Below are 12,747 nucleotides of genomic sequence, written 5' to 3'. Positions count from 1 at the left end.
GTGATGTGACACCATGACTGTCATGACTGATACCCGAACCGGCATCGACGACCGGCACACCGACGAGCGCGCGAAGAGCGCGGCCGACGCCTTCGCGCCCCTGAAGGTCCAGACCCCTCGCACCAGCTCCTGGACCCGCGAGGAGGGCGCACGCTACCTCGTGGCCCTGGACGTGGACGGCACCCTCGTGGACCACGACGGCCGGATGTCCCGCGGCGTGAAGGACGCCCTGCGCGCCGTGGTGGCCGCCGGGCACCACGTGGTGATCTCCACCGGCCGCTCCATGGGCGCCACCCTGCCCGTGATCCGCCAGGCGCACATCGACTCCGGCTTCGCCGTGTGCTCCAACGGCGGCGTGACCCTGCGCCTGGACCCCGAGCTGCCCGAGCACTACGAGGTCACCGACCGCGTGAGCTTCGACCCCGCCCACGCACTGGAGGCGCTCGCGAGCACGCTGCCCACCGCCAAGTTCGCGCTCGAGGGCGCGGACGGGAAGTTCTACTCCACGGAGCGCTTCCAGGACGCCTCCTTCGGCATCGAGGCCGTGCCCGTGGACCTGCACGAACTCGCCCAAATCCCCGCCGTTCGCCTGGTGGTCTACAGCGCCACGGACGCTCCCGGGGACTTCGCGGACGCCATCGAGCGTGCCGGGCTGCACGGCGTGGCCTACTCCGTGGGCTGGTCCTCGTGGCTGGACGTGGCCGCGAACGGCGTGTCCAAGGCGAGCGCGCTGGAGCAGATCCGCCAGCACCTGGACGTGGACCCCGCTCACACCGTGGCCATGGGGGACGGACGCAACGACATCGAGATGCTGCAGTGGGCCGCACGCGGGGTGGCCATGGGCCAGGCCCCGGACGAGGTCGCCGCCGTGAGCCGCGAGGTCACGGACAGCGTCTACGACGACGGCGCTGCGGCAGTCCTGCGCTCGCTGCTCTGAGCCGCGCGGCTCTGCGGCATCCCCCGGGGGCTCCGCGGGCCTGGTATCCGGGGACCTCTGCGGCCGGAGCACCGTTGACCAGGGCGCCGTCCTCAGGAATGCCGTGGCCCGGGGCTCCGAGGTCAGGCACCGTGGTCGGGCACTGCGCCCGGGCGCCGCGTCCGGCACGCGGGCGGTGCTGCCCGTGAAATGGCATGGAACTGCGATACTGGGACCGTGTTCGTCCTGACCCTGACCCAGCGCGTGGCGGACGCCTCCCGTCCTGATCCCGCCACGGACCGCGAGGTGTGCCGGCTGCTGAGCGGGCTGTCCGTGCGCGCACCCTTCCAGCCGTCGGCGGCGGGGGTCGTGCGCGGGCTCACCGAGGACGCAGACGTTGCAGTGACCGCCGCGATGGTGGCCCTGCGCGACGACGCCTACGCCGTGGGGATCGGGGTGGGGGACGTGTTCCTCACGCCCGTCGACCAGGAGGACGGCCGGGTGGCCGTCACGGCGGAAGGTCCCGGCATGGGTTTCGGGCACGACGCCGCCCAGCACACCCGCAGCACGGAGCGCGTGGCCGTGCGGGTCAGCGCGGCGGACCCGGAGGCGGCAGAGCAGGCGGAGGCCGTGCTGCGACTCGTGGGCCACATTGTGAGCGTGCGCAGCGACGCCGAGTGGCGTGTGGTGGACCTCCTGGTTCCCGGCGCCCGCGGCCAGCAGAAGACCGTGGCCCGGCAGCTGGGCATCACCCCGCAGGCGGTGTCCAAGGCCGTGGTGCGCTCCCTGTGGCACGAGGAGTGGCGGGCCCGCCCCGCGGCGGCCACGCTGCTGCGGCTGTGCGAGTCCGGCGGCCTGCAGGGCTGAGCCTCGTCACCACCAGGTGTCCACCGTGTACCCGGCGGCTGCGAGATCCGTCTCCAGCACGGGCAGGCACTCTGCGGGCAGACGCAGGGAGCCCGCGACGTCCCGGGCGTCGAAGTAGCCCGTGAGCCACGTGAACGCCGGGTGGTCCCGGGCGAGGGACTCGCACCGGGTGACGATGCGCCTGGTCTCGGCCTCCGGTGAGAAGACCCAGAAGGACTCCAGGTCCGTCAGCTGGAACAGACCCACCCCGTGGTGCCCCCGGGGAGCGGGAAGCCCTCCGGTCCCGGTTCCGGCACCCGCGGCGGGATCTCCCCAGCCCTGCGCGGGGCTGCGGACCCATCCCCCGGAGGCCGCCGGTCCCAGCGCGGGAGCGAGCGGGTCCAGCTCCCAGCGGGGTGCGCGGAGCAGCCAGTCCGGTGGACTGGGCGGGAAGAGTGCTCCGTCCGGCGAGTCCGGCCACTGCTCGCGCCACGTGGCCCAGCTGCCTGCCTCAACGCGGTCCCAGAAGCGCTGCGCACCGATCTCCACGGAGAGGTCCGACACCGTGCTGTGCTGGCGTGCCCAGCTGCCGCCGGACCCACCGGGATCCTGACCGGCCTCGGCGGTGAACGGGCGCAGGGTGATGTCCGGGTGCAGCGGGGGTCCCGGGGCAGCCGCCGTCCCCGCGGCCGTCAGCAGCCCTCGCACCCGGCCCATGAGGTGCTCGGGACCCAGCACCTGGGTGGAGTCCGTGCCGTGGAAGACGTACACGCGCTCCACGTCGCTCGACTGCGCATCAAACACGGGCACCACCTCCGGGGATACGGCGGGCGGTGACGGTTTCACCACCCGCGCAACGGGCTGCGATCATCCCACCACGTCCCGGCGACAGGCATAAGGGACGGGTTCTGAACGGGCGATCCCCGCCGCCGGAGGGGTGCTCCGAGGGCGGGGATCTGCATCACGCGGTGAGTGCGGGAGCTCAGTCGTCCTGCTCCGCCTCCGCGGCGGTGTCGTACTGGGACTGCTGGAAGCGCTCCTGTGCCTCGACGATCAGGCGCTCGGCGGTCTCCTTGCCCTCCCAGCCCTCGCCCTTGACCCACTTGTTGGGCTCGAGGTCCTTGTAGCGCTCGAAGAAGTGCTGGATCTCCTTCTGCAGGAACTCGTTGACGTCCTCGAGGCCCTGGATCCCGTCGTAGCGCTTGTCCGTGGATACGCACAGCACCTTGGCGTCTCCGCCGGCCTCGTCGGTCATATTGAAGACGGCGATGGGGCGGGCCTCCAGGATCACACCGGGCATGATGTCGACGTCCATGATGACCATGGCGTCCAGGGGGTCGCCGTCCTCGCCCAGGGTGTCCTCGAAGTAGCCGTAGTGAGTGGGGTACTGCATGGAGGTGAAGAGCACGCGGTCCAGGCGGATCCGGCCGGTCTCGTGGTCGATCTCGTACTTGACGCGCGAGCCGCGCGGGATCTCGATGGTGACGTCCAACTCCATGGTGAAACTCCTTGGTTCGTAGTGGTGCGCGCCGCGGTGGATTGCCCCGGGGCGTCGCACACGGCGGCGCTCCGACGGCGCGCGTCCGAGCTGATGCGTCCCACGATACCGGCCTCCCCCGCGGCCGGCCCGCATCGGTGGCGGTCTCCGCGCGGGCCCCGGCACGAGGACTGCGGCGTCAGGGGCCATGGCAACGTGGGTTCTGCGGGGTGGTGGTGTCGCGGCGTCGTGAGGTTGTCCGCGTCGGAGCGGCACGGAAGAATCGGCTCATGCCCGCAACCCCGCACAAGACCCCGGCGCGCCACCTCGTGTGGCCCGTCGTGTGCGTGCTGCTCGTCGTCGCGCTGGTGGTTGCGTCGGTCGTCGCGGTGCCCGCGGCGCTGGCGGAGGTCGCACCCGGCTCCGGCGCGAGCACCGGCACCGGTTCTGGCGCCGTCGACGGCTCGGGCGCCACTGCGGCCGCGAACCCGTCGGTGGCGGGGGACTCGGAGGAGGCGCCCCCGGTGGACGCGGATGCCGTGCAGCGCGCCCTGGACGGGGTGCTGGACGGTGCCCCGGGAACGGCGGGTGCCGCCGTTCTCGCGGTGGACTCGGACGATGTCGTGGCGGGGGAGTCCCCGGAGCGGGCCGTGGTTCCCGCCTCGAACCAGAAGCTGGTGACTGCGCTGAGCCTCGCTGAGCACCTGGACCCGCACGAACGTCTGCGGACCACGGTGGTCACGGGGGAGGACCCTGGCAAGCTCACCCTGGTGGCGGGAGGGGACACGCTGCTCTCACCCGGGGACGGGGACCCGGAGGCTGTCAACGGCCGTGCCGGTCTCGGGACGCTCGCCCGGCGCACCGCGGACGCCCTGCGCGAGCGGGCTCCAGAAGCCGCTTCGAACGGTGTGACCGTGGCCGTGGACACGAGCCTGTTCACGGGGGCGGACCTGAACCCGGACTGGGACCCGGAGGACATAGAGTCCGGGGAGATCACCCGGGTGGCGCCCATCGCCCTGTACTCGCACCGGGTGCCCACGGCGGACGGTGCGGACCCCGGTTCCCAGGGCAGCCGCCCCTCGGACCCCGCGGCAGCCGCCGCGCAGGCGTTCGCGGACCGGCTCTCCGAGCAGTTGGGAGGCGCCCGCGTGTCCGTCAAGGGGACCGCCGCGGCACCGCAGGACGCCGAGGAGCTCGCGGCCGTGGAGTCCGCACCCGTGCACGAGCAGAGCGCCTACATGCTCGCCCACTCGGACAACTCCCTCGCGGAGACCCTCGCCCGGGTCGCTGCCGTCGCCTCGGGGCGCGAGGGCAGCGTGGCCGGTGTGCAGGAGATGCTGCCGGAGGCCCTGCAGGAGCAGGGCATTGCCACCGACGGCCTCGCGGTCAAGGACGCGAGCGGCATGGCCGCGGCAGACCGGCTCACGCCGCTGGTCCTCGCGCGCACCGTCCGCGCGCTGGTCACGGAGCAGCGCTTCGCCCCCTACGGGCGGGGACTGCCCGTGGGCGGCGGCGCGGGAACACTGGCCCAGCGCTTCGACGACTCCTCGGAAGCGGCCGCCCGAGGACGCACCCGCGCCAAGACGGGCACACTGCTGGACGTGGCATCGCTCTCCGGCTACGTCCAGTGCGAGGACGGCAACGTGCTCGTCTACTCCCTGGTGCTCAACGGCGTGAAGGGGAAGACGGACCGCGCCCGGAACACCGTGGACACCGCCGTGGCCGCCCTGACTGGTGCCGCCTGACGCAACGGCGACCACCCACCCGCCTGGCAGCCCACGCGCTCACCCGGCCACGCCCCCCCCAGGCGGGCACCCCACCAGCCAAGCACCGGACAGCGCAGTCACCTGACCGCCCGGTGGCTGGCCGCCCGACACCACGGCAACGGCTCGAGCACAGCACGGCCGACTCCCGCGCACCGCACTGCGGCCGTGCAGGAAGCCGTCGGGGACTTGCCAGGAGGTGGGGCGGGAAACCCCCAACGCGGCGTCGGGGCCGTGTGGTTGAGTGGGCGCATGAGCCAAGAACTGACGCAGCGTTCGCTCGTCGACTGGGATGCAGCCGCGCAGCTAGCCGCCAAGATGACTCCTCCGGGACCCACCCCGGCCCCGCGCGAGATGTCCAAGGCCGTGGAGTCCCTGCGCTACTTCGCGCACGAGTCTGTGCACCACGTGCACACGATCACCCGCCTGGACGCAGCCGAGAACCTGCGGGACTCCACCGTTCTGGTGGTGGACCGCGCGGGCTGGGCGAAGGCGAACACCCAGACGTTCTCCGTGCTGATGCAGCCCGTCTTCGACCGGCTGCGCGCCAAGGACCCCCAGAAGTTCGACGCCGCCAGGCGCGGTGTGGCACCCACGGCCACCGCCGCGGAGATGGCTGCGTTCGTGGGGTTCCTGTCCTCGAAGGTGCTCGGCCAGTACGACCCCTACGCGGGGCTCGTCTCCGAGACCGCGGCCCGCTCCCACCCCGGTGGCCGCCTGATGTTCGTGGCGCCCAACGTGCTGTGGACGGAGAAGGAGCTCAACGTGGCACCGGAGGACTTCCGGCTGTGGGTGTGCCTGCACGAGCAGACCCACCGCGTGCAGTTTGCCGCCGCGCCGTGGCTGCGGGACCACATGCTGGAGCAGATCACGAGCCTCGGCTCCCTGGACGCCTCCGTGTGGGACCGGGTGCGTGCGCTGGCGTCATCCGTCACGGGCCGTTCGCGCGGTGAGCGCCCGGACGCGGGTCTTGGCCCGCTGACCCACCTGCTCACCGCGCAGGAGCGGGCCACGGTCTCCCACGTCACCGCGGTGATGTCCTTGCTGGAAGGTCATGCGAACGCGGTCATGGACGCCGTGGACGCGAGGATCGTGCCCACCGTGAAGACCATCCGTCGGCGCTTCGACAACCGTTCCGCGGACCACGGTGTGGTGGACCGCTTCATCCGTTCGGTGCTGGGCATGGACGCCAAGATGCGTCAGTACAGCAACGGCCAGAAGTTCGTGGAGCACATTGTGGAGCGCGAGGGCATGGACCGCTTCAACACCGTGTGGAGCTCCCCGCAGACATTGCCCACCGAGGCGGAGATCCACGACCCCCGGGCGTGGGTGGAGCGGGTCCTGCGCTGAGTCCGCACCTGCCAGGTGATCGTTCAGACGGGTATGTCAAGATGACCCCGTGAGCTCTGAAAACATTGAACAACAGGTACGGCTGTACGGACAGCCGTTGTCAGAGCGTTTTGGCGCCGTGGTGGGGGCCTACGGTATTACGCAGCGTCGGCTGGCCCAGGTTCTGGGTCTGTCGGCGCCCATGCTCTCCCAACTCATCAGCGGCAGACGCATCAAAATCGGAAATCCGGCGGTCTACGAACGCCTGGTCATGCTCGAGGACAGCGTGAGCACCTCGGACCGGGAGGCCGTTCTGACCAGGGTGGAGGCATCCCAGCCGGTGCTCTCCACGTCCCAGATCCGCACCGGGATCGCCACGAACACGGACGCCGTGAGCGCGCTGGCCTCCGTGGTTCCGGTGGGGGAACTGGAACGCGCGCTGGTCATGCTCGGGGAGAGCACGCCGGTGCTGTCCAAGGTGCTGGCCATGGCGGAGGAGACCGCGCAGCGCTCCGGGCACGCACGGGGCTGAGGGGTGCAGCAGGGGCGCTTCGGGCGGCTGAACCCCGTGGTCGCGCGGGCGCGGCGGGCCGTTGCCCGCGGTGTGTCCGGACTGGACACCGCGGGATCTGCACCACCACTCGTGCTCGTGGGGTGCAGCGGTGGCGCGGACTCGCTCGCGCTGGCCGCCGCGGCACTGCACCTGCAGCGCCGCGGCGGCCTGCGGGTGGGGGCCGTCGTGGTCGACCACCAGCTCCAGGACGGGTCCCAGGCGGTCGCGCGGCGCACCGCTGAGGTGCTGCGAGTTGCGGGAGCGGATCCCGTGCTCGTGGAGCGGGTCACCGTCTCGCAGCGCGGGCACGGCCCGGAGATGGCCGCCCGTCTCGCCCGCTACGCCGCATTCCAGCGCGCTGTGGCTCGCACGGGAGCGGCGGCGGTGCTGCTCGGCCACACGCGGGACGACCAGGCGGAGACCGTGCTGCTCGGCCTCACGCGGGGCTCAGGCACGCGCTCGCTGGCGGGAATGTCCGAGCGCCACGTCCTGGACGGTGTGACGTATCTGCGACCGTTCCTGTGGCTCACCCGCACGGAGACCGAGACGGTCTGCGCCGCGGAGGGCCTGGACCCGTGGCTCGACCCCACCAACCGGGACACCACGCTGACCCGCTCGCGGATCCGCCACGACGTCCTGCCGCACCTCGAGCGCGAGCTCGGACCAGGCGTCGCCAAGGCGCTGGCCCGCACCGCCTCGGTGCTCGGCGCGGACGCCGACTACTTGGACGAGCAGGCTCTCGCCGCGCTCGCCGCCGCCCTGGTTCAGCCCGGCACGGCTCGGCAGCGCACACCGCAGTCCGCTCCCGAACAGGATCCCAGACCGGCCCATCTGTCTCCTGGGCCCCGCGCCCAGCGGGAACCGGAGCGCCCGGGGGGCGCCGCGCCGTCGTCCGTGGTCCTGGACGCCGCCACGGTGCAGGCGACACCACCCGCCCTGCGACGCCGTCTGCTCGCGCGCGCCTGCGCGCTCGCCGGAGGGGAGACGCCCACGTTCGAGCGGCTCGCCGCGCTCGAGGACTTCGCGCTCGGCCACGGCGCCGCTGGACCCGTCCAGCTGGCGGGTAAGGTGACTGCGTGGCGGCACCGCGCGGACGCCGAGCACGCGCGGGGGTGCCTGGAGCTGCGAGGCGGTTCCGGGAGCACGCCCCAGCAGACGACGCCCACCCAGAACAACCCCGGGAGTGCCCAGTGAAGCCGGAACACGTCAGCGAGGACCTCAGCAGCATCCTGTTCACCAAGGAACAGATCGCAGAGAAGGTCCACGACCTCGCGCAGCAGATCGACCGTGACTACGAGGGCCGGCAGGTGCTGCTCGTGGGTGTGCTCAAGGGCGCGGTGATGGTCATGGCGGACCTCATGCGCGAACTCGAGGGCCAGTACCCCATGGACTGGATGGCGGTGTCCTCGTACGGTTCCGGCACCAAGTCCTCCGGTGTGGTGCGCATCCTCAAGGACCTCGACACGGACCTGCACGGCAAGGACGTGCTGATCGTGGAGGACATCATCGACTCCGGCCTCACACTCTCGTGGCTGCGCACCAACCTGGAGTCCCGCGGGCCCAACTCCGTGGAGATCTGCACGCTGCTGCGCAAGCCGGAGGCCATGAAGACGAGCATCGACGTCCGCTACGTGGGTTGGGACATCCCCAACGAGTTCGTGGTGGGCTACGGCCTGGACTTCGCCGAGCAGTACCGCACGCTGGACTGCATCGCCACGCTCGCGCCGCACGTCTACTCCTGAGCCCGCCCGCGCGCAGCGGCGGTGGAGAATGTGGTGCCCCGAACCGTGGTCCGCGCCGGCACCTCGCGACCGCCGAGAACCAGGCATCCCCGACGACGACGCCGCGCTGCGGGGCCACGCGCGTCTCCCGGCGGCGTCGTGCCCGCTCCCAGTCAACGCCGGGACGGGCGGGGTAGCGTGAGCCGATCGTGTGCGCTGTAAAAGAACGGACCGCACTCGAGACGAACTGGCGCCACACGAGACGATAGATTGTGGCACACGCGTCACGGCCATCGGATTCCTGGCACTCCACCCGGAGGGCCACCCGCAGGGAACGGGCCGCGCTCGGCAACGTGTCACGTCCACGGGAGGATCAACGGCTTGGCCACGGCAAAAAAACCCACAAGTTTCTTCAAGGGACCGCTCTTCTGGATCCTGCTCGCCATCGTGGTCCTGGTGCCCGTGGGCGCCATGATGTTCAGCCCCACCTCCTCCCGCGTGGACACCAACGTGGGTCTGCAGCTGCTGCACGACGGCAAGGTCAACGAGGCCAAGATCTACGACGGTGAGCAGAAGGTCGAACTCTCCCTCAAGGACGACCTCAACCAGAATGACCAGAACCTCGGCAAGGACGTCGAGTTCTTCTACGTGCAGCCGCGTGCGGAGGAGGTCGTCAAGAGCATGGACGACGCCCACCTCAGCGGGTTCACGGACCAGCCGGTGGAGAACAACTGGTTCCTCTCCCTGGTGCGCTTCATGCTCCCGTTCCTCATCATCCTGGGGATCTTCTGGTTCGTGTTCTCCCGCATGCAGACCGGCGGGCAGGCCATGAAGTTCGGCCGCTCCAAGGCCAAGATGTTCAACAAGGAGAACTCCGAGGTCACGTTCGCGGACGTGGCGGGCGCGGACGAGGCCGTCCAGGAGCTCGACGAGATCAAACAGTTCCTGGTGGAGCACGACCGCTTCACCGCCGTGGGCGCCAAGGTCCCCAAGGGCGTGCTGCTCTACGGGCCTCCGGGCACCGGCAAGACCCTGCTGGCCAAGGCCGTGGCGGGCGAGGCGGGCGTGCCGTTCTACTCGATCTCCGGCTCGGACTTCGTGGAGATGTTCGTGGGCGTGGGCGCGTCCCGTGTGCGTGACCTGTTCCAGCAGGCCAAGGAGAACTCCCCGGCCATCATCTTCGTGGACGAGATCGACGCCGTGGGCCGCCAGCGCGGCGCAGGCATGGGCGGCGGCAACGACGAGCGCGAGCAGACCCTGAACCAGCTCCTGGTGGAGATGGACGGCTTTGACGCCAACACCAACGTGATCCTGATCGCGGCCACCAACCGTCCGGACGTGCTGGACCCCGCACTGCTGCGCCCGGGTCGCTTCGACCGTCAGATCGGCGTGGACGCCCCGGACATGAAGGGTCGCGAGCAGATCCTGCGCGTGCACTCGAAGAACAAGCCGCTCGCGGACAACGTGGACCTCGCGTCCGTGGCCAAGCGGACCCCGGGCTTCACCGGCGCGGAGCTCGCCAACGTGATGAACGAGGCGGCCCTGCTGACCGCCCGTTCCCACGCCCAGCTGATCGACGACCGCGCGGTGGACGAGGCGATCGACCGCGTGATCGCCGGCCCGCAGAAGCGTTCGCGCGTCATGAAGGAGCTCGAGCGCAAGGTCACGGCGTACCACGAGGGCGGTCACGCGCTCGTCGCCGCTGCACTGCGCAACACGGACCCCGTCACCAAGATCACGATCCTGCCGCGCGGCCGCGCCCTGGGCTACACCATGGTGATGCCCACGGACGACAAGTACTCGACCACCCGCAACGAGCTGCTGGACCAGATGGCCTACGCCATGGGCGGGCGAGCCGCGGAGGAGATCGTCTTCCACGACCCCTCCACCGGTGCCTCCAACGACATCCAGAAGGCCACGGACACGGCCCGGAAGATGGTCACGCAGTACGGCATGAGCTCGAAGATCGGCTCCGTGAAGATCGGCGGGGACAACTCGGACCCGTTCGTGGGCCGTGAAATGGGCTCCGGAGGCAAGGAGTACTCGGACCGCACGTTGGCCGTGGTGGACGACGAGGTGCGTCTGCTGCTCGAGCAGGCCCACGACGAGGCCCACCAGATCCTGCTGCAGAACCGGGCCGTGCTGGACCGCCTGGCGCTGGAGCTGCTGGAGAAGGAGACCCTCAACGAGGCCCAGATCCGCGAGATCTTCCGGGACGTCACCCTGCGGGACGTGCGCCCGGTGTGGCAGTCCGGTGAGGAGCGTGAGGTCTCGTACACCCCGCCGGTCGTCACCGCGGCCGAGCGCGAGGAGGCCCGTCGCAAGAACCTTCAGGACCCCAGCACCATGGCCCCGCAGGACCAGGCGGTGGGCGCCAAGCCGGAGCACCCCCTCGAGGTGCCCGAGCACCAGGACCCCCGGCCGGGCGGCGAGGACCAGTCCGGCCCGGGCGGTTCCGCGACCGGTGGCTCCACGGCCGGCGAGCCCGGCCAGGAACCGGGCGGTGTCCGGCGGGAGAGCCGCTGAATGACGTCCGCTGATCAGCACGGTGTCCCCGAGCCGGTCTCGGGATCCTACGAGGAGTTGGCCGCGGTCGCGTCGGCGTCCCCCGCCGTGGACCAGCCCCGCATCGCGGCGGCGGTCCGGGAGATCCTGCTGGCCGTGGGGGAGGACCCGGACCGCAGCGGACTGGAGGACACCCCTGAGCGGGTGGCGCGGGCCTACGCGGAGATCTTCGCGGGCCTGCACGAGGACCCGGCGAAGCTGCTCGCCACCTCGTTCGACATCGGGCACTCCGAGATGGTGCTCGTGAAGGACATCCCGTTCTACTCCACGTGCGAGCACCACCTGGTGCCGTTCCACGGCGTGGCCCACGTGGGCTACATCCCGGGTCCGGAGGGCAAGGTCACCGGCCTGTCCAAGCTCGCACGGCTCGTGGACCTCTTTGCGAAGCGGCCCCAGGTGCAGGAACGGCTCACCACACAGGTGGTCGAGGCGCTGGTGACGCACCTGAACCCGGCGGGCGCGATCGTCGTGGTCGAGTGCGAGCACCTGTGCATGTCCATGCGCGGAGTCCGCAAGCCGGGCGCCCGCACCGTGACCTCGGCCGTGCGTGGGCAGCTGCGCGACCCCGCCACCCGCGCGGAGGCCATGAACCTGATCGCCGCGGAGCACCGGCGGTGAACGGCGCGCACGACGCCGCTGTGCTCCACCCGGGTGCCCCGCGGCCGGTCTCCGGCGACACCGGACCGCAGGATGCCCTCGGCTGGGGCTCCTTCGCGGCCCTGCCCACCGGGCGGACCCTGGTCATGGGTATCCTCAACGTCACGCCGGACTCCTTCAGCGACGGCGGCCACCACGACACCGAGTCCGCCGCGGTAGAGCACGGGCTGCGGCTCGCGCGGGCCGGTGCGGACATCGTGGACGTGGGCGGTGAGTCCACCCGCCCGCACAGCACGCGCGTGGCACCGCAGGAGGAGCAGCGCCGCATCCTCACGGTGATCCGCGAACTAAGCCGCCGTGGCGTCGTCGTCAGCGTGGACACCTTCCACGCGGAGACGGCCGAGGCTGCACTGGCGGCCGGCGCCCACTTGGTCAACGACGTCTCCGGGACGAACGTCAGCCCCGAGATGGTCGAGCTGGCCGGTCGCAGCGGCGCACCCTACGTTCTCACGCACTCGCGGGGGACGCCCGAGACCATGACCACCCTGACCCACTACGACGACACCGTTGCGGACGTGCTCCGCGAGCTCGCCGGGGTCCGAGACCGCCTGCTCGCCGCGGGCGTGCACCCAGAACGGCTGATCGTGGACCCGGGGCTCGGATTCGCCAAGGCCGGCGGGCAGGACTGGGAGTTGCTCCGGGCCCTGCCGCGGCTGCGGGAGATGGGCCACAAGGTCCTCGTGGCGGCGTCGCGCAAGCGGTTCCTGGGCGCCCTGCTGGCCGAGGGCGGGGAACCCCGCCCGGCCACGGGACGCGACGGCGCCACGGCAGCCATCAGCGCACTGGCCGCGTTCGGGGGAGCCTGGGCAGTGCGAGTCCACGACGTCGCGGCCACCGTGGACGCGGTCACCACCGCGCACGCGTGGCTGGGCGTCGAACCACCCGCCCTGCACCCCCGGGATCCTGGAAGCTGAACCCGT

At 71.2% G+C, this 12,747-nt stretch carries 12 protein-coding genes; 10 read left to right on the top strand and 2 right to left on the bottom strand.

The genetic code is table 11. The annotated features are described in order from the left end of the window. The first annotated feature begins 22 nt into the window (after positions 1-22). Entirely contained in the window at positions 23-937 is a 915-nt protein-coding gene (locus FS770_RS10280) for an HAD family hydrolase (protein ID WP_174233428.1), read from the top strand. Between the two features lie 216 nt (positions 938-1,153). Beyond that, positions 1,154-1,783: a hypothetical protein gene (locus FS770_RS10275; RefSeq protein ID WP_055082561.1), complete on the top strand. Its 630-nt coding sequence runs from the start codon at positions 1,154-1,156 to the stop codon at positions 1,781-1,783. A 6-nt stretch (positions 1,784-1,789) separates the two neighbouring features. Here FS770_RS10275 and FS770_RS10270 read toward each other — a convergent pair whose 3' ends face one another. Together FS770_RS10270 and FS770_RS10265 are read right to left on the bottom strand one after the other, a co-directional pair. Then, the gene (locus tag FS770_RS10270) at positions 1,790-2,566 is read right to left on the bottom strand and encodes a hypothetical protein (protein ID WP_244944872.1); all 777 of its coding nucleotides are present in this window, start codon (positions 2,564-2,566) and stop codon (positions 1,790-1,792) included. Positions 2,567-2,744: 178 nt separating this feature from the next. Beyond that, complete coding sequence (locus FS770_RS10265; protein ID WP_055082557.1) at positions 2,745-3,260, bottom strand: inorganic diphosphatase; 516 nt, start codon at positions 3,258-3,260, stop codon at positions 2,745-2,747. A gap of 269 nt (positions 3,261-3,529) precedes the next feature. Here FS770_RS10265 and dacB point away from each other — a divergent pair, with 269 nt between their 5' ends. From dacB to folP, 8 genes are all read left to right on the top strand, one after another. Next, complete coding sequence (dacB, locus tag FS770_RS10260; protein ID WP_145011595.1) at positions 3,530-4,984, top strand: D-alanyl-D-alanine carboxypeptidase/D-alanyl-D-alanine endopeptidase; 1,455 nt, start codon at positions 3,530-3,532, stop codon at positions 4,982-4,984. Positions 4,985-5,254: 270 nt separating this feature from the next. Continuing rightward, the gene (locus tag FS770_RS10255; protein ID WP_145011592.1) at positions 5,255-6,352 is read left to right on the top strand and encodes a zinc-dependent metalloprotease; all 1,098 of its coding nucleotides are present in this window, start codon (positions 5,255-5,257) and stop codon (positions 6,350-6,352) included. Positions 6,353-6,401: 49 nt separating this feature from the next. Beyond that, entirely contained in the window at positions 6,402-6,863 is a 462-nt protein-coding gene (locus FS770_RS10250; protein WP_055082551.1) for a DNA-binding protein, read from the top strand. Positions 6,864-6,866: 3 nt separating this feature from the next. Next, positions 6,867-8,078 carry a tRNA lysidine(34) synthetase TilS gene (gene tilS, locus FS770_RS10245; RefSeq protein ID WP_055082549.1) on the top strand — a complete coding sequence of 404 codons (1,212 nt, stop codon included), beginning with the start codon at positions 6,867-6,869 and terminating at the stop codon, positions 8,076-8,078. Next, positions 8,075-8,626, top strand: a complete 552-nt coding sequence (gene hpt, locus FS770_RS10240) for a hypoxanthine phosphoribosyltransferase (RefSeq protein ID WP_055082547.1) — start codon at positions 8,075-8,077, stop codon at positions 8,624-8,626. Before tilS ends, hpt begins: the two co-directional genes overlap by 4 nt. 360 nt (positions 8,627-8,986) lie before the next feature. Further along, positions 8,987-11,131, top strand: coding sequence for an ATP-dependent zinc metalloprotease FtsH (gene ftsH, locus FS770_RS10235; RefSeq protein WP_144943085.1), 2,145 nt, complete (start codon positions 8,987-8,989; stop codon positions 11,129-11,131). Continuing rightward, positions 11,132-11,788, top strand: a complete 657-nt coding sequence (gene folE / locus FS770_RS10230; RefSeq protein ID WP_144943086.1) for a GTP cyclohydrolase I FolE — start codon at positions 11,132-11,134, stop codon at positions 11,786-11,788. Then, on the top strand, positions 11,785-12,741 hold the full coding sequence (gene folP, locus FS770_RS10225) for a dihydropteroate synthase (protein ID WP_414672748.1): 957 nt from the start codon (positions 11,785-11,787) through the stop codon (positions 12,739-12,741). Before folE ends, folP begins: the two co-directional genes overlap by 4 nt. The last annotated feature ends 6 nt before the right edge of the window (positions 12,742-12,747 follow it).

It is taken from the genome of Kocuria salsicia, from assembly GCF_007681555.1.
Taxonomy (GTDB): Bacteria; Actinomycetota; Actinomycetes; order Actinomycetales; family Micrococcaceae; genus Kocuria; species Kocuria salsicia.
This window is presented reverse-complemented; position numbering and strand designations above follow the sequence as displayed.